Genomic DNA, 20,675 nt, shown 5'->3' with positions numbered 1-20,675 from the left:
GAAGCTGCATCCATGCGGGCCTCGTTTCGCGCCATCCATGGCGCTCAACGCCCCCGCCCAGCCCCACCGCCCGGCCCCCTGACAGGTTCCGGTGGCCGCCACCCGCGCAATGAAAATAAAAAGAGCAAAGGCAGGGGTCAGAGTCCTTTCGCGTAGCGAAAGGACTCTGACCCCATCTCTCACCCACCCTTCCAACCCCCGCCGTGTCCAAGGCCACCCTGGACCTGTCGAAGGGGGGGCGGGGTGGCTGTGCAGGACCGTCTTTTCGCATGGATGCGAAAAGCGAGCCTCCATGGACGGATTCACGGCGTGTCCTGCACAGCCACCCCGCCCCGCCACCAAGCAGCCCTGCAGCTTCTGACGTTGACGTTGACGTTGTCGCAAAAAAAAACGACCCGCTCGCGCGGGCCGTTCGAACGACTTCAAACGTGCTCGGCACTCAGTGCTGGTGGCCGCCATCGCCGTGCACGTGGCCGTGCTGGATCTCTTCTTCGCTCGCTTCGCGCACGTCGATGATCTCCACGTCGAAGTGCAGGTCCTTGCCTGCCATCGGGTGGTTCAGGTCAACGTCGACCACGCTCATGCCGACCTTCTGCACCGTCACCGCGCGCGGACCGAAGTTGGTCTGCAGCACGACCTGTGCACCCGGCACCAGCTTTTCCTTGCCGAAATGCTTCTTCGGCACGCGCTGGGTCAGGCCTTCGCGGCGCTCGCCGTAAGCATCGGCCGAAGCAACGTCCACGCCGAAGGTGGCGCCGGCTTCCTTGTCTTCCATGGCCTTTTCCAGGCCCGGGATGATGTTGCCGTGGCCCACCAGGATCGCCAGCGGCTCCCGGTCCTTGGAGGACTCGATCGGCTCCTGGCCGACTTCGGACACGGTGTAGTGGAAACGGACGACGCGGTCTTTTTCGATCTTCATGCGCAACTCTGTCTGGTAACTGCCAAGGGCAGGCGGTGGGGGCGGGTTGCCGCCCGACGGGTACGCCGCCATCATGACGGCCTATCTGAGGTCGCGCATTATCCGGAGATCACGCACATGACGCCAGTTTCGACCGGACTGCGCCGTCGCGCCGCCGCCCTGATGCTGCTGATGGCGACCGCCGCCCTGGCCGCCTGCGGCGGAGGAAAGACCAGCCGCCCTGCCCCGCCACCGCCGCCTGCCAAGGTCTGGCCCAGCACCCCGCCGGCCAACCCGCAGGTCGCCAATGCGGTATTGATGCGCGCCATCGGCCTGGTCGGTACGCCCTACCTCTACGGAGGCAACACGCCGGAATCCGGCTTCGACTGCAGCGGCCTGGTCACCTATGTGTACCGTGAGATGGTCGACCTGAAGCTGCCGCGGACCTCGCGCGAACTGGCCGCCGTGCAGGGCCCGAAGATCGACCCACAGCGCTTGGCGACCGGCGATCTGGTGTTCTTCGGCAGCCGTGGCAACGTCAGCCACGTCGGAATTTATGTAGGGGAAGGCCGCTTCGTGCATGCGCCAAGTTCTGGTGGAACCGTCAGGTTGGATTCCCTGGGCGGGCATTACTGGAAGGACCACTACACAGGAGCGAAACGCGTCCTGCACTAACCTGAACAGGGCGAATGCTCCAAAACGTGATGCATATCACACTGAAACAAACGAAACTTTAACGAAATTTGTACTTGTTCCACGCGTTGGCAGGGCATGATTGCCCATCGCTTCCAACCCTGTGACCGCCGAGTGACGACCGACGAACTGATGTGTGAAGGCCAGCGCGCCGTGAATTCACCCCGCCTGACCCAGCGCATCAAGCGCGCCACCCTGCTCTCCCTTGCCCTCGTGCTCACCAGCGCGCCGGCCTGGGCACAGAATGCAACGGCCACCCCGGCTACTGCCGAAGCTGCCGTAGCCGTTGTAAAAGCCAAGACCGAAGCGGCTCCCACGCGCAGCCGCGCCGATGCCGCCGCCAGCGCCACCCTGGCCGCCCTGCTGCCGCACCTTGCAGCCAATGACAGCATTCCCCTGATGGACCGCTCGGCGATGGTCGCCGGCGACCTCAGCCGCCTGCTCGCCAACTACGACACCAGTGCATCGGGTTCGATCGTGGTCGGCGGCGCCGAAGAAAACGGCAAGATCCAGTCCGTCCTGCGCCGCGCGATGACCCTGCTGGGTACGCCGTACCGCTGGGGCGGCAACACCCCGGACAGCGGCTTCGACTGCAGCGGTCTGGTCGGCTACGTGTTCCGCACCGCCCTGGGCGTCGAGCTGCCGCGCGTTTCCCGCGACATGGCCAGCGACCGCAACAACCAGCTGATCGCCGACCGTACCGCGCTGACCGAAGGCGATCTGGTGTTCTTCGGCCGCAAGGGCCGCGTGGACCATGTCGGCATCTATGTCGGCGAAGGCCGCTTCCTGCATGCGCCGAGCACTGGCAAGGACGTCCGCGTGGACACCCTGCTGACCGGCTACTGGGGCAACAAGTTCATGCAGGCGCGCCGGGTCGAGCTGTAAGCCTCGCCCTACCGCGCCGCATGTTGAAAGCCGCTGCCCTGCAGCGGCTTTTTTCATGGGCGGATCCCCGATCCAATGGCCGCTATCGGCTGCCAACCGCGTTTGCATTGGTATCCCCGGAATGGATCCGGCGGCGGTCGGGCAGCCATGTCCGGCCGGGATGGCGGCGTGGGGGCGGCACGCACGTGTTCCTGAGTCGTCTGCCGCCCCTCTACAAGGACAGGTGAGGCATGGCGGCGGTCTCGGAGATTCAGTCCCGGTGTGTGATCTGGTTTGGCCACCCACTGGCCGCCGAGCGGGCGGCATTGGCGGCGGCCGGCTGGCAGGTGCGCAGCGTGGATCCGCTCAACGCCCAGGCCGTCGGCCTGCGTGCCCGCGACCAGTTGGTCGGCATGATCGACCTGCGCCAGATTCCCGCCGCTGCGCTGGTTTCGGTGCAGGCCTGGATCCAGCAGCACGACCACCTGCCGCTGCTGGCCGCGCTGCCCGGCGGCATCGCCTCCCCCCCGCCCAGCTGGCAGCCGTTGCTGGATGCCTGCCCGCATCGTTATGTGATGCCACAGGACCTGGCCGGGCTGGTGGACCACCTGCAGCGCGACCAGCCGGATCCCACCCGCTTGGCGGACAGTCCGGCGCAGCGGCTGATCGGTGACAGTCCGGCCCTGTTGGCCACCCGCGCGGCCCTGTTCAAGTTCGCTCCGGTGGACCTGCCGGTGCTGGTCACCGGCGAAACGGGCACCGGCAAGGAACTGGCCGCGCATGCGCTGCATGCGATGTCCGCGCGTGCGGCGCATCCCTTCATGGCGGTCAACTGCGGCGCCATCCCGGCCAACCTGGTCCAGTCGGAGCTGTTCGGCCATGAGCGCGGCGCCTTCACCGGTGCCGCGCAACGGCGGCTGGGGCTGTTCGAAAGTGCCAACGGCGGCACCGTGTTCCTGGACGAGGTCGGCGACCTGCCGCTGGATGCGCAGACCAGCCTGCTGCGCGTGCTGCAGGAAGGCACCATCGAACGCGTCGGCAGCAGCCAGCCACTGCGGGTGGACGTGCGGGTGCTGGCCGCGACCCACGTGGACCTGGAACAGGCGGTCGCGCAGGGGCGCTTCCGCCGTGATCTGTTCTATCGCCTCAACGTGCTGCGGCTGGCCATGCCGGCCCTGCGCGAACGCAGCGGCGACGTGCTGGTACTGGCCGAACATTTCCTGCGCCAGTTCCGTGCGCGCCATCCGGGCCGCGCGCGTGGCTTCAGCAGTTGTGCGCGCCAGGCGATGCAGCGCTTCGATTGGCCGGGCAACGTGCGCGAGCTGCTCAACCGCGTGCAGCGCGCGGCGATCGTCGCCGACGGCGAGCTGATCGAGCCGGCCGACCTGGACCTGGTCGCCACCCTGCCCGCCGCCGCCCGCGCCCTGCTGCAGGATGCGCGCGAGCAGGTGGAACGCGAGCTGCTGCTGCAGGCACTGCGCGAACACGAGTTCAACGTGTCCGCCTGCGCACGCCACATGCAGGTATCCCGGGTCACCGTGTACCGGCTGTGCCGCAAGCACCAGGTTGAACTGCCGGCGCTGCGTTGATGCCGTGGGCGCTGTGACCCGGTAGCGCCGAGCCATGCTCGGCGGCATTTCGCGCGGTGTGGAGCAAGCTCCAGACTACAGCATGTACGGCACCTTGAATGCCAGGGTGAAGTCCGGCGCATCGGGGGTCAGGCCGATGCCGAGCAGGCTCACCAGCGTGGTCTTCTGGTTCAGTGCGTAGGTGACGCCCAGGTTGAACGTCGCCGCGTTGGCATCACTGCCGATCACCTTCATCCACTGCCCGTTGCGGTAACGGGTGGACGCCCGCGCGCTCAGCTTGTCGCTGAAGGAAATGCTCAGGCTGGTGCGCTCGTTGAACGCGAACGCCACGCCGGCACCGAAGTAGTAGGAGCCGCCGAGCTTCACGTCACCGGGGTTGACCGTATCCGGATTGCCGTCGAGGTCGTCGAAGCTCGCTTCGAAGGAATGGATGTAGCCGGCGTTGGCGAACAGGATCGCCGGATCGGCGGTCTTGACGATCGACAGGCCCACGTTGGCCTGCCACACCCCGTTGCCGGTGGGCTGCTCCTTGGGTACGGCGAAACGGATGTAGTCATCGTCGTCGCGCTCCAGCACGGTCCAGTCCACGCCGTAGGGCTCACGCCCGGTGGGCGCAGTGACGCCTGCGGTCAGCACCGTTTCCGGTTTCCAGCCGCGTTCGCCGAACAGCCGGTAGTTGGCACTCAGGCCGATATCGCCGATGCCGTTGCCGCTGGTTTCCTCCTCCGCCACCGCCGCGGCGGATCCACCCGCGCCCCCCTTCTGGTACACCGTCCGGCGTGCGACCCACGGCACGTCCATGTTGACGGTCAGGTTGGGACTGACACCCCAGCGCGCGGCCAGGTTGTAGGTCAGCGAATCGGATTCGACGTTTTCGATGCCGATGTTGCCGAGGAAGATCGCATCCAGGGCGAGGAAGCCGTTGAGGGTGAGCTGCTTGCGGTCGTAGCGCGCGTAGGTGAGGCTGTTTTCGATGGTGAAACGCCGCGAGAACAGCGCCTGCTGTTGCTGCTTCACATCGTCCACGCTGCGCCTCGCGGCCTGCTTGGCCTGCTGCGCTTCCGCCGCGCTGCTGGCGTAGCCGCCTTCGCCCCCGGCGGTCGCCGTCGCTGGTGCGCGTGCCGGTTCCGGTGGCAACGGGGGCCCCTGCTGCGCCACGCCGCCGGCCTTGCCGGAAAGCCGCGCCTGCATGGCCTGCACCTGCATGTCCAGTTCGCGCAGGCGACGGACTTCCTGCGCGTAGTTGGCCTTCAACGTTTCCAGCTGGGCCATCAATGCCTGCACATCGGCCTGCTCGTTGCCGGCCGCCGTGGCCGGCTGGGCGTGCGCGTTGTCGGCGAACACGATCCAGGCCAGCGCCGCCAGCGCCAGCGGGGTGATGCGGTGATTGCTGTGCATGTCCTTCTTCCGTTGAGTGCCATCCCCCTTGCCGCGCCGCTGTTACTGGCCCGGCCCGATCCCGCGTGTCAGCGCCATCGCCTGGGCGATGTTCTGGGTCAACGGGGTATTGCTCGCCATGCTCTGCCTGACCAGTTCGATCTGCAGGCGGTTGCTGACCTGCTGTGCATTGCCGCCCAGCGCGATGGTCTGCCCGACGCTGCCGCTGCGGATCCACTGCTGCACCGCGCCGACGCCTTCCAGCTGCAGTTCCAGGCGGGCCTGGTTGTTGTCGAAGGACGCGGTGGCACTGGCGCCCCCCTGCTGTGCACTTGCGCTGCGCACGCCGCTGTCGGCGACGACCGGCACCTCGCCATCGCGGATGGTCAGCGAGCTCACGTTGCGCGCACTGTTGCCATCACCGGCGACCTGCACGCTCTGCACCAGCCCGGATACGTTGGCCAGGCCACTGCTGTCCACGCTGGCAAGGGGCGCGCTGGCGGTGTCGGTCGCCGTCTGCGGCAACGGCGCGTCGGCCGCGGTGACGCTCACGGTCGGAGTGAAACTCACCTTCGGCGTACCGCCGTTGCGGAAGTCCATGCCCAGCTGCAGCGCGCCTTCCATCGCCGCGCCGCTGGACGCCTGCCACTGCGATGCCATGGTCACGCCGAACCAGGCGACGTTGTTGCCGCCTACCGTGTAGCGCCCACGCATCAGGTTGAGTTCGGGATCGGGGATTTCGGTCAGTCCCTTGCCGCTGCGCTTTTCCTGCGCGTGCAGGACGGTGGGCAACAGCGCGGCGAGGGCGCTGGCAATGACGATGAGGCGCATGTTCATGGTGGAACTCCTTCAGAACAGGTCGGCGTGGCTGAAGCCGAAGTCGACCAGTTCGGCATCGGTGATGGGGCCCTGGCGCGCATACAGCGCGCGTGCACTGGGCCGTTCGCTGGGTTGCAGCAGCACGGTGTTGCGATCGAAATCACTGCCGATCACGATGAAGACCGCGCGCGAAGGCCAGGCCTCCAGGAACTCGGCCAGCGGCACGCTGCGGTTGCCGAGGATCGGATCGGCCACTTCGACGAAATCGCCACGCACCTGCTTCATGACCACGAAATGGCGGAACCCGCGTACGTCCATCAGCACCAGGCCAGGAACGCGCAGGTTGCGCAGGCGGGCTTCGTCGACGCGGTAACCGCGCCCACGCATGCCCATCGATTCGACGTAACGCTTGATGTCCAACAGGGAAAACCCACGGTCGCGTACCAGGGTCTGGTCGGACACGTTCATCATCCCTTCGATCACCGTGGCCTCGTCGGCATCCAGGTGATAGGCGTACTTGAGGATGGTGGCCAGCGCGGCGGCGCCGCAGCTGTAGTCGGTGTGCTGGCGGACCAGGTGGCGGAAGCGCCGTTCCTGCATGCTCTCCACCCGTTGCTGCAGCAGGCCGCCATTGGGCAGCACGCCGCTGAAGGCCACGTCGCCGGCACGTACCGGCGCAGCAATCGCCAGCAGCATCAGCCAGGGCAACATGAAGGTGGACCAGGAAACTCGCATTGCAACGGCTCCTTCCGAGGTAGGAGCCCCTGCCCCAAAAGGGGGAGATGGGACAGGGGCTCCCGGGGAGCCCGGTCATTGGCGGATGACCGGGTTTGTTGCGCTCAACGCAGCAAGCCTGCGAAAGCGGTCACGCCACGTGTTACTCGCCGCCGCCGCCGCCCGGGGTGCCGCCACCGGTCGACGGCTGGGCCACGGCCAGGGCCAGGCTGTTGGCCTGCAGGTTGCCGGTGCCGGAGGCCACGTTCACACCGATGTTGCCCGACGCGTTGGAGAACGCACTGCCGGACAGGCCAGCGGTGTTGGTCGCATTGACCGCCACCCAGCGCGAGGTCCGCACGGTGCCGCTCAGGCTGGCATAGAGGTCGGCCACGCCCAGTTCGACGAACTGGCTGGTGCCTTCCTCGTCCGTGTCGAAGGCGATGCCGCCCACGCCGTCACGGTACGGGTTGTCGGTGGCGTTCTGGATCTCGTTGTCCAGGTCGATGTGGCCGGTGCTGTCACCGCTGGTGTGCGGCAGCGCGCCATCCCAGCTATCGAGGTAGTAGTTGTCCTGCTGGTAGGCGTTGCCGGTCCCTTCATAGGTGCCTGCACCGAAGGCCAGCGTTGCACCCGCCACGCGGCCGCGCAGGGTGACCTCGGTGGTGTCACTGAAGCGCTGCACGTAACCGGCGTTGGACACCGAATTGCCGCTGGACACCTGGTTGGACGAGATGCTCGATTGCGCGATCGCCGCGGTGGCGACCGATGCGGCCAGCGCGTTCTTCTGCGCGTTGTTGTTGCCCGAGGCCACGTTCACGCCGATGTTGCCGGCGGCGCCGGAGAACGCATTGCCACCCAGGCCGGCGGCGTTGGTGACGCCTTCGTTGAGGGTGGTGTTGCCGCCCACCGCCTGGTGGACGAACACTTCCGCATCGGCCATGCCGAAGCTGAAGGAGGCATCGGCCGCAGACAGCGAAGCGGCGTTGTCCTGTGCGTTGTTGTCACCGGCGGCGACGTTGAAGCCCAGGTTGCCCGAGGCACCGGACGCCACGTCATCGGAAATCGACGCGGTGTTGTCCAGCAACTCGTTGGAGGCTTCGTTGTCACTGATCGACTGGCGATTGTCGATGACGGCGATGGCGGCGGAGTCGAGATCGATGTCGCCGGTGATTTCCGGATCACCCGAGAAATTGATGTCCGAGCTCAGGCGCAGGTCCTTTTCCAGGTTCACGTCCACGCCGTGGTTGTTCTTTTCCTTGCTCTCGTCCGCCGAGATGTTGCTGGTCTCGTTGACCGCTACATCGCGGGTGTGGTCGACGTCGGAGAAATCAACGTTGGAACGGCTGGTGTTGGTCGTGGTGCTGGAGTAACGCACGTTCGAGGTGGTGTTGGCGGTGTTGTTGGTGGTGCTGCTGTTGTTGGTCGTGTTGGTGTTGCGGGTGGTGTTGCGCACCAGGTTACGGGTGTCGTTGACCGTGTCCGTATCGGTGTTGGTATTGCTGGTCACGTTGTTGCGGGTGACATTGCGGTTGTCGTTCAACGTCCAGTTTTCATTGACGTTGTGGTTGTGGTTGATGGTGGCGCTTGCGTTCTGGTCATCCGCCGCGTGTGCGGTGGCGACCACGCCTGCGATGGCCATGGCGAGTACTGTCCCTTTCACGATCGCTTTCATGGTGCCTTCTCTCTCATCAGTGGTGTAACGGGTGGGTACCACTCACGGGTTGCCGTGCACGGACATACCGAGGATGTTGGCCGTGTCATTTCCTGCGCCCGCGATTTGATTGAGTTGCAGGACACCGTCGAACCCCTGCATCGCCGACGCTGCCACGCCGACGCTGCGGGTGCCCGCGGCCAGACCGTTGCCGGCCCTGCCCTGCCCCCCTGCTGACGCGGTCACGCTCGATTCGGCCAGGGCCTCATCGTCGGACTCGCGTATTCCTTCCCGGGCCAGCGTCGCGCGCACCACGTTCATGCTGGTGTTGGCGATGCCGCTGGTCTGGTTGATGGTTGCGATGCCATTGGCGCCCTGCAGGGCCTGGCCATCGATGTGTGCACTGGCGTGCAGCGGTCCGTCCAGCAGCGCGCTGTTGCGCGAGGACGTGCTGCGCGCATCGATATCCACCCGCGCCTGGTTGCCCTGCGCCATGCCCACCAGGTTGGCCTGGGCGTTGAGGTCACCCGCCACCTGGTTGACCGCGATGGCACCACTGGCGCCGGTCAGCGCGCGGCCGTCGATGCGTGACTGGTTGAGGTACCCAAGCATGCCGGCGTAGTCGTCGGCCCAGGCCAGCGCCGGCAGCATCAGGCCAGCGGCAGCGGCGAGGAGCAGCAGCGCACGCGTCTTCATTTGCCACCTGCCGGGGCGCCCATCGGGAACTGCGCCAGGGCGCCGCGCACCGTATCGCCGATGCCGCGCGTGGTGTTGCCGACCGCACCGAGCGGGCCGCTCATCGCCCCGCTGATCTGGTTCCCGGAAATGATCCCGCCGTTGGAACTTCCCAGGCGGCCTACCGCGCCACCGAGCGCATTGCTGGTGACCCGCTCCACGGTGGTGGTACCGGCGTGGGCCGGCGCGGCGGCCTGGCCCGCACCCAGCCCGGCGAAGTCATCATCGCTGAGCTCGGCCATGCCGGTCGACGTGCCCAGGGCGGCGCCCACTTCGCGCTGCGGCGACGGGTCGGCGATCAAGGCCACGCCCGGCGGGGCCAGCCGGTAGGCGGTGCGGGTGTGCACATCGCGCAGCAGCACCATCTCGCCCGGCTTCTGGGTGACGCCCTGGCGGGCACCGGAGGCATGTACCAGCGCGGGGCATGCGGCCAGCGCGACCACGCTGGCCACCAGGAACATTCCGCGCTTCGTGCTGCTGTCCATGCCGCTCTCCCGTTACGTATGGGGAGGGAGAACGCAGCTTTCGTGCCAACTGCGCGAAGCCCTGAAACAAAGGGATTCCGGCTGGAAACAAGGGACGGGCTGGATGCCGACCGTTACACATGGGTTGAAGGCAGAGCGCGCCTGAATCCGCACAGAGGCCCGCTGCACCTGCCCGCCGCCGGGGTGTAACAGACCTGTTACAGGTCATGAGACAACCGCGTACGCCCCCGCTTCAGCTACCGCCCACGTCGGTAGTGACGGCCGCTGGCCGTCAACCTGATCGCCCGCTCCTGCTGCGGTAGTGACGGCCGCTGGCCGTCAACCTGATCGCGGGCGATTGACGGCCAGCGGCCGTCCCTACCCTGCGCACCACCTCACGCCCGCGGGGCGGGATCCGGATCGTCGATACCCACGTTGGTGGACGGGTTGTCGTACACGCTCTGGTCCAGCAGCCCGGTTTCCTTGGCCACCAGCACCGGCACCAGCATCTGGCCGGTGACGTTGGTCATCGTACGCATCATGTCCAGGATGCGATCGATCGCATACAGGTACCCGATGGTCTCCAGCGGCAACCCGGCGGCACTCAGCACCACGGTGGCCATCACCACCGCCGTGCCCGGTACACCGGCCGTACCGAAGCTGCCCAGTACCGAAGCGATCAGCACGATCAGGTACTGCTCCGGTGACATGGGCACCCCGCTGTACTGCGATATGAACACCGCGCACAGCGCCGGGTAGATCGCCCCGCACCCGTCCATCTTGATGCTGGCACCCAGCGGCACCGCGAACGAACCGTAGTCCTTGTTGACGCCCAGGTTGTGGGTGATCGAACGCAACGCCACCGGCATCGCCGCGAAGCTGGACGAGCTGACGAAGGCCACCTGCATGCCCGGCGCGGCACCGCGGAAGAACTTCAGTGGATTCAGGCCGTGCGAAAGCAGCAGCGCGCTGTAAACCACCACGATATGCAGCGCGCAGGCGATGTACAGCGCCAGCACGAAGTTGCCCAGCGGCAGCAGCTTTTCGAAGCCGTAGCTGCCGACCAGCCCGGCGATCAGGCCGAAGGTCCCGATGGGCGTGACTTCCAACACGAAGCGGGTCACCTGGATCATGATCTCGCTCATCTGCCCGACCAGCTGGCGGGCCTGGCCGACCTTCTCGCCCAGCTTGACGATGGCAAAGCCCACCAGCCCGGCGAAGAAGATCACCGGCAGGATCGAACCGCGCCCAGCGGCCAGCACGGTTTCGCCGGCCGCGTTGACCCGCGTGCCGATGCCGCTCAGCGCGTAGAACACGTTGGACGGCACCACGTCCAGCAGCACCTGCACCACGCTGGGCACTTCGCGCGGCACGTAGTTGTGGGCCATCGCCAGCTGCAGGCCGCCGGTACCGGGCTGCATCACCGTGCCCACCAGCAGGCCGATGCCGACCGCCAGCGCGGCGGTGATGACGAACCACAGGAAGGTGCGCCCGCTGAGCGCGGCCACCGATTTCTGCCCGTGCAGCGACGAGATCGCATTGATGACCGCGAAGAACACCAGCGGCACCGCGATCATCTTGATCAGGGTCACGTACAGGTCGCCCAGCGGGCCGAACCAGGTTTCAGCGGCCGGGCCCATCAGCCAGCCGGCCAGGGCGCCAAGGACGAAGCCTGCGACCACGCGTTGCCAGAACGGGATGCGCAGCCAGGCAGAGACCAGCTTCATGGAAATTCCAGGGGGAGAGAACGATGTTCGCACCTTAGCCCAAGCGGGCCCGGCGTACGACCAGCCTGCGGACAAATCAGCGTGTCATCGGCATGCCTTGTCCACCCGGTCATAATGAACACCTGTTTCGTTTCGTGAGGACGCGCTGTCCATGATCCGTACCACCTCCCTGCTCGCCGCCACTGCCGCAACCCTGTTGCTGGGCGCCTGTTCCAGCAACCCGCAGGCATCCAGCCCGGCCGGCCTGTCGATCACGGTGCCCACCGTGGCCCACCCGGATGGCGAGACCCCGCAGTGGTGGTACCGCAGTGGCGCAGCCCAGGCGGCCGGCAATGGCGCCATGAACGGCAAAGCCAAGAACGTCATTCTGTTCCTCGGCGATGGCATGAGCCTGACCACCGTGGCCGCCGCGCGCATCTTCGAAGGCCAGCGCAAGGGCGCATCCGGCGAAGAGAACCTGCTGTCCTGGGAGCGCTTCCCGGCCACGGCATTCAGCAAGACCTACAACGTCGACTCGCAGACCCCCGATTCGGCCGGCACCATGACCGCGATCACCACCGGCGTGAAGACTCACATGGGCGCCATCGGGGTCAGCGCCGGCAAGCGTCCGGACTGCGCCGACAGCCTGCAGAAGGGCCTGCTGAGCTGGCTGCAGCTGGCCGACAGCGCCGGCATGGCGACCGGCATCGTCACCACCGCGCGGCTGACCCACGCCACCCCGGCAGCGACGTATGCGCATTCGCCGGAACGCAACTGGGAAAACGATACCGACCTGACCGAAGAGGCCAAGGCCGCCGGCTGCAAGGACATCGCCCAGCAGCTGCTGACCACCTCGCGCTTCGGCCGCGGCCCGCAGGTGATCCTGGGCGGGGGTCGCGGTGAGTTCACCACGGTGGAAGAGCGCGATCCCGAGTACGACGACAAGGTCGGCCAGCGCCTGGATGGGCGCAGCCTGGTCACCGAATGGCAGCAGGCCAACCCGCAGGGCGCCTACGTGTGGAACGCCGCCCAGCTGAAGGCAGCGGCCAACGCGCCGGCCATCTTCGGCCTGTTCGAACCGGACCACATGCAGTACGAATACGAACGTGCGAACGATGCCGGCGGTGAGCCGAGCCTGGCCGAACTGACCCGCACCGCCATCGCCAACCTGTCCAGGGAAAAGCAGGGCTACGTGCTGATGATCGAAGGGGCGCGCATCGACCACGCCAACCACAGCGGCAACGCCTACCGGGCGCTGACCGATACCGTGGCGATGTCCGATGCAGTGCGCGTGGCCACCGAAATGACCAAGGACGATGACACCCTGATCATCGTCACCGCCGACCACTCCCACACCCTCAACTTCGTCGGCTACCCGGCCCGCGGCAACCCGATCCTGGGCAAGGTGAAGGACAAGGGCGGCGAAGACGGCCTGGGCGCGCTGGACCTGGCCCGCGACGGTGGCGGCCAGCCGTACACCACGCTGACCTACGCCAACGGTCCCGGCTTCACCGGCGCCACCAACCAGCAACCGGCCGGTGCCAAGCGCTACCCGCACAACCCGTCCAGCTTCGACCCGGCCACCGGCCGTCCGGACCTGACCGCCGTGGATACCGAACACCCGGATTACATGCAGGAAGCGCTGGTACCGGGCAAGAGTGAATCGCACGGTGGCGAAGACGTGGGCATCTGGGCGCGCGGCCCCGGCAGCAAGGCGATCCGCGGCACGCTGGAACAGAACGCGATCTACCACATGATCGTGCAGGCCACCCCGCGCCTGCGCGAGCGCCTGTGCCAGGCCGGCACCTGCGATGGCAACGGCGTGCCGGTGGAACTGCCGGCGCCGGTCGAGTTCGAGCGCAACGCGCCGGCCGAATAAGCGCGCGGCGGGACTGGAGCAATACGAAGGCGGCGACCATACTGGTCGCCGCCTTTTTTCGTGCTGCCCATGCCCCTGTTCCCTGCCCTCGCCCGTGTCGATACCCCCCTGCTGGTCGGCTACAGCGGCGGGCTGGATTCGACCGTGCTGCTGCACTGGCTGCAGCGTTCGGCCGCGGCGGAAGGCGTTGGCGTGCGTGCCGTGCACGTGCACCACGGGCTGCAGGCCGCGGCCGATGACTGGGCGCTGCACTGCCAGCAGCAGTGCGATGCACTGGGTGTGCCGCTGTGCATCCACCGCGTCGCGGTGGATCTGGATGCCGGCTTGGGGATGGAGGCCGCCGCGCGGCAGGCCCGACGTGCCGCGTTCGCCGCCGAACTGCGCGATGACGAGACCCTGGCACTGGCCCAGCACCAGGATGACCAGGCCGAAACCTTCCTGCTGCGTGCCCTGCGCGGTTCCGGCGTGGATGGGTTGGCGGCGATGGCGGCCGATTCGGCACTTGGCGCGCATCGGCTGTGGCGGCCGCTGCTGCAGGTGCCGCGCAGCGCGCTGCTCGTCTATGCACGGCAGCAGGCACTGCAGTGGATCGAAGATCCCAGCAACGCCGACGACGGCCCGGACCGTAATTTCCTGCGCCTGCACGTGCTGCCGCTGCTGCGCCAGCGCTGGCCGCATGCCGGCCCGGCATTGGCCGCCAGTGCCGCCCAGTGTGGCGATACGGGGCGGATGCTGGACGAAGAAGACGAGAAGCTCCTGCAGCACCTGCAGGTGGCATCGCGCGTGCTGTCGGTGGAGCTGCTGCGGCAGGTTTCGCCCCAGCGCCGTGCCCGCGTGCTGCGGCGCTGGGTGCTGGCCCACGGTGTGCCCGCGCTGCCCGCCCGGGTAGTGTCCCAGCTGGAGCACGAGCTGCTGCCTGCCGCGCCGGATCGTGATGCGCAGGTGCGCTGGCAACAGCACAGCATCCGCCAATGGCGCGGCCACTGGTACCTGCTGCCGGCCGTGCTGCCGCAGCTGCCGGCCGGCTGGCAGGCAACGTGGGATGGCCGCGCACCGCTGGCCCTGCCCGACGGCGGCCAACTGCGGTTGCAGGGTGCGGCAGCCTTCGACGTGCCGATGCAGGTCACGGGCCGGCACGGCGGCGAGCGCATCCAGCTGCCCGGCCGCAATCACCAGCACGCGCTGAAGGACTGCCTGCAGCGTGAACACCTGGCGCCGTGGCGACGCCGCCAGCTGCCGCTGCTGTTCGCCGATGGCCAGCTGCAGGCCGCTGCCGACGTGGTGCTGTCCGCGCCGCTGCAGGCCTGGCTGCAGCATCACGATGCCCAGCTGCACTGGCGCCCGGGCGGTTGGTGAATTGACCCCTGCGCGCGGGCCGTCCACACTTGTCGCATGGCTAAGAAAACCCCCGAAAACGCCTCCCCGGTAGCCCAGTTCGAGCAGTCGCTCGAGTCACTGGAGCAGCTCGTAGAGCAGATGGAAACCGGAGAGCTCAGCCTGGAAGCTTCGCTCAGCGCCTACGAACGCGGCGTCGGCCTGTACCGCCAGTGCCAGCAGGCGCTGGAACAGGCCGAGCTGCGCGTGCGCCTGCTCACCGATCCGGCCCAGCCGGAAAACGCCGAGCCTTTCGACCCGCCGTCCCATGACGGTTGAAGCGACCTTCGCGCGCCTGCGTGATCGCATCGAAAGCCAGCTCGACGCCGCCCTGCCTTCCGCAGCCGACGCCCCGCGCCGGCTGCACCAGGCCATGCGCCATTCGGTGCTGGGCGGAGGCAAGCGCATGCGTCCGCTGCTGGTCCATGCGGCCGGTGAAGTATTCGGCGCCGACCCGCACCAGTTGGATGCGCCGGCGATGGCGGTGGAATTGATCCATGCCTATTCGCTGGTCCACGACGACTTGCCCGCGATGGACGACGACGCCCTGCGCCGTGGCAAGCCGACCACCCACGTTGCCTTCGACGAAGCCACCGCCATCCTCGCCGGTGATGCCCTGCAGACCCGTGCGTTCAGCCTGCTGGCCGAAGCGGCGCTACCAGCGGAGCTGCGTGTTGCCTGCCTGCAGTCGCTGGCACACGCCTCCGGCGCGGCCGGCATGTGCGGCGGACAGGCGCTGGACATCGATGCCACTGGCCAGTTGCAGTCACTGGACGCGTTGACCCGCATGCACGCCCTGAAGACCGGTGCGCTGATCCGCGCTGCGGTGCGCATGGGCGCCTTGTGCGGCCACGCCCCGACCGCGGACCTTGCGCGCCTGGACCGCTTCGCCGATGCACTGGGCCTGGCGTTCCAGGTACGCGATGACATCCTGGACGTGGAAGCCAGTTCCGAGCAGCTCGGCAAGACCGCCGGCAAGGACGTCGCGCAGGACAAATCCACCTTCCCCGCCCTGCTCGGCCTGGACGGCGCCAAGGCCAAGCTGGCCGAACTGAGCGCGGTGATGGACGACGCCCTGGCCGGCTACGGCGAAGAAGCCAACGCCCTGCGCGCCCTCGGCCGCCTGGCCATAGAACGCGACCACTGACCCGGTAGTGACGGCCGCTGGCCGTCACGCTTCGGTAGTGACGACCGTTGGTCGTCACGCTCCTGACCCTCACAACTTCACGGTCAACCCCACATACACCGAACGCCCCGCAGCAGGCGAAAACATCGGCTGCGCCTGCTCCCAGAAGAAGCTGTCATACCACGCATACGCGTATTCCCGGCCGGTGGCATTCTTCACCTGCAGGTCCACGCTCCACGCCGGATTGATCTGGTAGCGCGCGCTCAGGTCCAGCACCGCAAAGCCACCGAACTTGCCCGCCACGTTGCGTTCTTCCAGGTAGTAGTCACCCTGCGCACGAGCCTGCAGCCCCAACTGCAATGCATCGCTGGCCTGGTAATCCACGCCGATGTTGCTGATATGACGCGGGGTGGCGGCCACTTCGCGGCCCTGCAGCGAAATGGCCGCATCACGATCATCGCGGGTGATCTTTGCTTCCTGGTAGGCATGCGACGCCCACAGCGTCCAGTTGTCGCCCCACTGCGTGCTGATCTGCGCATCCACGCCGCGACGGCGCGTCTTGCCCAGCGTCACCGTGGTGCCCGTGGCCGGCATGTTCGACACCTCGTTGGCCGCGTCCTGCTGCCACACCGCGACGCGTGCCTGGCTGCCCACGAAGGGACTGAACTTCAGGCCCAGCTCCATGCCGGTATTGGTCGATGGACGCATCGCCGCCTGCCCTGGCGTCAGGTACGCAGGCGCGGTGGAGCCGGTCAGTACCTGGAAGGTGCGCCCCCAGTTCGCATACACGTTGGCGTCCTGTGCCAGCGCGTACACCACGCTCAGCTTCGGCTGTTCGATGGTGCCGTAGCGCTGCAACGGGCCGCTGACGCCGCCGGGCAGCCGGGTATCGCCATCGAAGCGATCCACGCGGTAGGCCGGCACGATCTTCAGCGGCGCGATCGGCTGGTAGATCGCCTGTACATAGGCACCCCAGTTGTCGAAGGTATGCCGGTCATCGTTCTGGATGCGCGCCGGCACGCTGCTGAAATCGGTCGGCTCGCTGTAGCTGAAGCGCAGGCGCTGGTAGCCGTTGTCCTGGTGTTCGTAGTTGATGCCCCCTTCCAGGGTCAGGCTGTCCTTGGCATGCCAGGTAAGCGTGGTCAGCATGCCCGTCTGCTTCTCGTCCCACAACCGGCGCTGGCGCGGCGCGTTGCCGGCAGGCAGGTCGCTGAAGGTCACCCGACGATCGTCTTCGTAGCGGTTGTAGTAAAGCTTGCTGCCCAGGAACAGGGTGTCTGCCAACTTCAGGTCCATGTGCACGCCCACCTGCTGCATGTCGCGCACATCGCGGTCATTGAGGTTGCGGCGCTGCGCACCACGCCGCCCGCTTCGCAGCTCGTCGGCGGTCATGAAGCCGGGTTCATCGGCGATGTGGTGATAGGCACGCGCGGTCAGCCCGATGCGCATGCCCTCTTCGAGATTTCCAAGGAACCACTTGCCACCCAGCGTGTGCTTTTCGGATGTGTCGTGGTCCCGGTAGCCATCGGATGCCTGGGTGCCGACGAAGTAATTCTGCGCGAATCCATCGCGCTCGCGGCCGACCGCCAGCTGCGCATCGCGCGTGTTGTAACTGCCATAGCCCAGCCGGGCATCGGTGTAATTGCCCCCTTGCCGCGTACCGAAGTTCACGTTGCCACCGATGTTGTGCAGGCCGTAACGCGGATCGTTCGTGCCCCGTACCACCTCGATGAAGCTGATTTCCAGCGGAAACAACATGTCGATGAAGCGCTGGTTGCCGCTGTTGACGTTGCTGGGCACGCCGTCGATCAGGGTCTTGATCGCATTGAGGTAGCCCTCGCCGTTGAAGGCGCGGAAGCTCACCTTGCCCGATTCCGCACCCTGCCGGGTTTCGGTCAGCTGGATGCCGGGCATCTGCCCCAGCAGCTCCCAGCTGTGCGACACGTTCTTGTCCTCGATCTGGTCCGCACCCAGCACGTCCACCGAGGTCAGCACCTGGTGCGCGGTGAGCTGGCCGTCGGTGTGCTGGTGCACATCCACCTTGCCCAGGGTCAGTGCGGAGCTGGAGGACTGCGCGCGCGACTCCGGCGCGAACAGGATGGCCGCCGTGGCAGCGACCAGAGCTTGGATCTTCATGGGGTGGAAACGCCTGATGCGGAAGGAAACAACGTCGTGAGTCGCATAATGTTACAGAATAACATTACACTTCGCCTAGTCCCCCACCGGGTGATGTACGGCCCACCGCCCCGCCTTACCATCGCAGGCTCGCCGTTCCGCACAGAGAGCACCCGCATGGCCCACGTCCACGTCACATCCACCGGCAGCAACTTCGCCCATCGCATCAGCAGCGGCCAGCACACCCTGCTGGCCGATGAGCCCGCGTCACTGGGCGGCCAGGACCAGGGCATGGCTCCGTTCGACCTGTACCTGGCCGCGTTGGCCGCGTGCACCGCCATCACCCTGCGCATGTATGCCGAAAAGAAGGGCTGGGAGCTGGGTGAGTTCAATGCGGAGCTGTCCTCCACGCGCGACGCGGCAGGCAAGCTGCTGGTGCATCGCAGGCTGAGCGCATCGGCCAGCGTGAGCGACGCCCAGTGGGCGCGCCTGCTGGACGTGGTGGAGCGCACTCCGGTCACGCTGGTGATGCGCGAAGGCGCCACCATCACCAGCGAACGTGCCTGATCGGCCGCACGCGTGGCCTACCCGGCGTAGGCTACCCACCCCCTGAAACTGAAGGCGGCGTAGAACAGGTCCACCGTGCCGAAGCCAGCCTCGTGCAGCAGCGCCACGTCCTGCTCCGGTGACAGCGCGGGCAGCAGCCGGGCCATGCTGTCCACGGTGTGCGCCACGTCCAGCGCGATCCCCGACGAGGCCGAGAACGCGGCAAAGCGCTGCAGCCAGCGACGCTTCTGCGCGTCATCCTGCGCGTAGCTGTGATGTGCCACCACCAGCGGAGCGCCCGGTTTCAGCCGCCGCCGCACTTCCTTCAGCGTGTGCAGCCGCTGTTCCGGCGGCAGGAAATGCAGGGTCAGCAGGCAGGCTGCGCCGTCGAACAGTTCCTCTGGCGCGTCGTCGATGTAGCCTTCGGTCAAAGCCACGCGTGATGCCAATGGCCCCAGCCTCTGGCGTGCCATGTCCAGCATCGGTGCAGACGTATCGATGCCGCGGAAATGCCAGCCGGCCTGTGCCTCGGCGAAGGCCCGCAACTCCATCCCACCGCCCGCGCCGAGCACCAGCACGTGGCCGTCTGCCGGCACGCGTTCTTCCAGCAGCAGCCGCGCCATGCGCTGCATGTCCAGCAGGCCCGGCACCTTCTGCACTGCACCTTCTGCGTAGCCTGCAATGGCGTGGGGATCGGAAAACATGCGCGCCTGCCTCATCGATTTGACCTGGGGCGCCAAAGGTAACATCATTAGTTACATGAAACGCGACAGCCGACTTTCCGCCGTCCTGCATGCCCTGCTGCACATGGCCGAGCACCCCGGACCGATGACATCCGACGCCCTGGCGATCTGCCTGGGCACCCATCCGGTGGTGGTACGCCGGACCATGGGCCTGCTGCGCGAAGCCGGATTGGTCGCCGCCGTGCGCGGCCATGCCGGCGGCTGGCGCATCAAGGCGGACCTGAGCAAGGTCAGCCTGCGCCAACTGCATGAGGCGCTGGGCGAACCGGCGCTGTTCGCCATCGGCAACCGCCACGAAAACCCCGAGTGCCTGGTCGAGCAGGCCGTCAACGCCGCCCTTGACGATGCCTTCGAACAGGCAGAAGCGCTGCTGCTGGAGCGCTTTGCCGCCGTGTCACTGGCCGATCTCGCCGCCGACTTCAAACGCCGTCACGCCCACCATCTGCGGAGCAAGCATCCATGAGCATTCATGACGTCATCATAATCGGCGGCAGCTACGCCGGCATGGCCGCGGCCCTGCAGCTGGTACGTGCAAGGCGGCGCGTGCTGATCATCGACGCGGGCAAGCGACGCAACCAGGCAGCCGCCGATTCGCACGGCTTCCTCAGCCAGGACGGCGCCGACCCGGCCGAGATCGCACGCACCGCACGCCAGCAACTGCAGGCCTACCCCACCCTGACCTGGGTGGAAGACGTAGCCCTGGATGCATCGGGGACGCGCGATGCCTTCAGCGTGGCCACCGCAGCATCCGGCACGTTCAGCGCCCGTCGCCTGCTGCTGGCCACCGGAGTATCGGACGAACTGCCCTCCATCGATGGCATCGGCGAGCGCTGGGGAAAGAGCGTGTTCCACTGCCCCTATTGCCATGGCTACGAGCTGGATCAGGGCGAGATCGGGGTGATTGCCGCGGTGCCGATGTCGATCCACCAGGCGCAGTTGCTGCCCGAATGGGGCAACGTCACGTTCCTGCTCAACGAGGCCATTGAACTGGATGCGGCGGCGCGCGACGAACTTGTTGCGCGTGGGGTACGCATCGAAGCAACGCCCATCGCCCGTATCGAAGGACATGCCGATGTGGTGCTGGCGGATGGGCGACAGCTGTCCTTCGCGGGCCTGTTCACCGCCCCGCTCAATGCGCCGTCCACGCCGATCGCGCAGACCCTGGGCTGTGCGCTGATGGAGACTCCGATGGGTACCCAGCTGCAGACCAGTGAGGCCAAGGAGACCAACGTTGAAGGTGTGTTCGCCTGCGGTGACGTTGCGCGCATGCCGCACTCGGTTTCATTGGCCGTGGCGGATGGCGCGTGGGCGGGGGCGCAGATCCATCGGACGCTGGTGTGGCCTACGGCGGGGTGAGTTTTGGAGTCCTTCATGGACCT

At 66.9% G+C, this 20,675-nt stretch carries 20 protein-coding genes; 10 read left to right on the top strand and 10 right to left on the bottom strand.

Annotation, left to right across the window (positions count from 1 at the left end; genetic code table 11):
- Positions 1-439: 439 nt before the first annotated feature.
- Complete coding sequence (locus QE373_RS06060) at positions 440-919, bottom strand: peptidylprolyl isomerase (protein WP_057687559.1); 480 nt, start codon at positions 917-919, stop codon at positions 440-442.
- 117 nt (positions 920-1,036) lie between these two features.
- Here QE373_RS06060 and QE373_RS06055 point away from each other — a divergent pair, with 117 nt between their 5' ends.
- The 3 genes from QE373_RS06055 to QE373_RS06045 all read left to right on the top strand — a co-directional run bounded on the left by QE373_RS06055 (position 1,037) and on the right by QE373_RS06045 (position 4,044).
- Positions 1,037-1,573 carry a C40 family peptidase gene (locus QE373_RS06055; RefSeq protein ID WP_309684641.1) on the top strand — a complete coding sequence of 179 codons (537 nt, stop codon included), beginning with the start codon at positions 1,037-1,039 and terminating at the stop codon, positions 1,571-1,573.
- A gap of 132 nt (positions 1,574-1,705) precedes the next feature.
- Positions 1,706-2,476: a C40 family peptidase gene (locus tag QE373_RS06050; RefSeq protein WP_309684639.1), complete on the top strand. Its 771-nt coding sequence runs from the start codon at positions 1,706-1,708 to the stop codon at positions 2,474-2,476.
- A 230-nt stretch (positions 2,477-2,706) separates the two neighbouring features.
- Positions 2,707-4,044 carry a sigma 54-interacting transcriptional regulator gene (locus QE373_RS06045; RefSeq protein ID WP_309684636.1) on the top strand — a complete coding sequence of 446 codons (1,338 nt, stop codon included), beginning with the start codon at positions 2,707-2,709 and terminating at the stop codon, positions 4,042-4,044.
- A gap of 75 nt (positions 4,045-4,119) precedes the next feature.
- On the opposite strand, the gene QE373_RS06040 is transcribed toward QE373_RS06045, so the two are convergent.
- The 7 genes from QE373_RS06040 to QE373_RS06010 form a co-directional block, all read right to left on the bottom strand.
- Entirely contained in the window at positions 4,120-5,442 is a 1,323-nt protein-coding gene (locus tag QE373_RS06040; protein ID WP_309684633.1) for a hypothetical protein, read from the bottom strand.
- Between the two features lie 42 nt (positions 5,443-5,484).
- Positions 5,485-6,258, bottom strand: coding sequence for a hypothetical protein (locus QE373_RS06035; RefSeq protein WP_309684631.1), 774 nt, complete (start codon positions 6,256-6,258; stop codon positions 5,485-5,487).
- 12 nt (positions 6,259-6,270) lie between these two features.
- The gene (locus QE373_RS06030; protein ID WP_309689590.1) at positions 6,271-6,951 is read right to left on the bottom strand and encodes a C39 family peptidase; all 681 of its coding nucleotides are present in this window, start codon (positions 6,949-6,951) and stop codon (positions 6,271-6,273) included.
- A gap of 166 nt (positions 6,952-7,117) precedes the next feature.
- On the bottom strand, positions 7,118-8,629 hold the full coding sequence (locus tag QE373_RS06025) for an adhesin (protein ID WP_309684629.1): 1,512 nt from the start codon (positions 8,627-8,629) through the stop codon (positions 7,118-7,120).
- Between the two features lie 42 nt (positions 8,630-8,671).
- Positions 8,672-9,304, bottom strand: a complete 633-nt coding sequence (locus tag QE373_RS06020; protein ID WP_309684624.1) for a hypothetical protein — start codon at positions 9,302-9,304, stop codon at positions 8,672-8,674.
- Positions 9,301-9,804, bottom strand: coding sequence for a hypothetical protein (locus QE373_RS06015; protein WP_309689588.1), 504 nt, complete (start codon positions 9,802-9,804; stop codon positions 9,301-9,303). The genes QE373_RS06020 and QE373_RS06015 overlap by 4 nt, the downstream gene beginning before the upstream one ends.
- A gap of 398 nt (positions 9,805-10,202) precedes the next feature.
- Positions 10,203-11,534: a dicarboxylate/amino acid:cation symporter gene (locus QE373_RS06010; RefSeq protein WP_057508795.1), complete on the bottom strand. Its 1,332-nt coding sequence runs from the start codon at positions 11,532-11,534 to the stop codon at positions 10,203-10,205.
- A 151-nt stretch (positions 11,535-11,685) separates the two neighbouring features.
- Between QE373_RS06010 and QE373_RS06005 the strand changes: the two genes are divergently transcribed.
- From QE373_RS06005 to QE373_RS05990, 4 genes are all read left to right on the top strand, one after another.
- Positions 11,686-13,392, top strand: coding sequence for an alkaline phosphatase (locus QE373_RS06005; protein ID WP_309684621.1), 1,707 nt, complete (start codon positions 11,686-11,688; stop codon positions 13,390-13,392).
- Positions 13,393-13,461: 69 nt separating this feature from the next.
- On the top strand, positions 13,462-14,748 hold the full coding sequence (gene tilS, locus QE373_RS06000; RefSeq protein ID WP_309684619.1) for a tRNA lysidine(34) synthetase TilS: 1,287 nt from the start codon (positions 13,462-13,464) through the stop codon (positions 14,746-14,748).
- Positions 14,749-14,784: 36 nt separating this feature from the next.
- Positions 14,785-15,045, top strand: coding sequence for an exodeoxyribonuclease VII small subunit (locus QE373_RS05995; protein ID WP_042612267.1), 261 nt, complete (start codon positions 14,785-14,787; stop codon positions 15,043-15,045).
- Positions 15,035-15,913, top strand: a complete 879-nt coding sequence (locus QE373_RS05990; protein WP_309684612.1) for a farnesyl diphosphate synthase — start codon at positions 15,035-15,037, stop codon at positions 15,911-15,913. Before QE373_RS05995 ends, QE373_RS05990 begins: the two co-directional genes overlap by 11 nt.
- A gap of 69 nt (positions 15,914-15,982) precedes the next feature.
- Here the strand turns inward: QE373_RS05990 and QE373_RS05985 are convergent, their stop codons facing one another.
- Positions 15,983-18,028: a TonB-dependent receptor gene (locus QE373_RS05985; RefSeq protein ID WP_309684608.1), complete on the bottom strand. Its 2,046-nt coding sequence runs from the start codon at positions 18,026-18,028 to the stop codon at positions 15,983-15,985.
- Between the two features lie 156 nt (positions 18,029-18,184).
- On the opposite strand from QE373_RS05985, the gene QE373_RS05980 reads away from it, so the two are divergent.
- A complete protein-coding gene (locus QE373_RS05980) occupies positions 18,185-18,574 on the top strand; it encodes an OsmC family protein (RefSeq protein WP_309684605.1) in 390 nt (129 codons plus the stop codon).
- A gap of 17 nt (positions 18,575-18,591) precedes the next feature.
- Here the strand turns inward: QE373_RS05980 and QE373_RS05975 are convergent, their stop codons facing one another.
- Complete coding sequence (locus tag QE373_RS05975) at positions 18,592-19,257, bottom strand: class I SAM-dependent methyltransferase (RefSeq protein ID WP_309684603.1); 666 nt, start codon at positions 19,255-19,257, stop codon at positions 18,592-18,594.
- A gap of 55 nt (positions 19,258-19,312) precedes the next feature.
- Between QE373_RS05975 and QE373_RS05970 the strand changes: the two genes are divergently transcribed.
- Positions 19,313-19,759, top strand: a complete 447-nt coding sequence (locus QE373_RS05970) for an Rrf2 family transcriptional regulator (RefSeq protein ID WP_309684600.1) — start codon at positions 19,313-19,315, stop codon at positions 19,757-19,759.
- Positions 19,756-20,652, top strand: coding sequence for an NAD(P)/FAD-dependent oxidoreductase (locus tag QE373_RS05965; protein ID WP_309684597.1), 897 nt, complete (start codon positions 19,756-19,758; stop codon positions 20,650-20,652). Before QE373_RS05970 ends, QE373_RS05965 begins: the two co-directional genes overlap by 4 nt.
- The last annotated feature ends 23 nt before the right edge of the window (positions 20,653-20,675 follow it).

It is taken from the genome of Stenotrophomonas sp. SORGH_AS_0321, assembly GCF_031453215.1.
GTDB classification, from domain to species: Bacteria; Pseudomonadota; Gammaproteobacteria; order Xanthomonadales; family Xanthomonadaceae; genus Stenotrophomonas; species Stenotrophomonas chelatiphaga.
The sequence above is the reverse complement of the archived record's forward strand: the minus strand, read 5'-3'. Positions and strand labels throughout refer to the sequence as shown.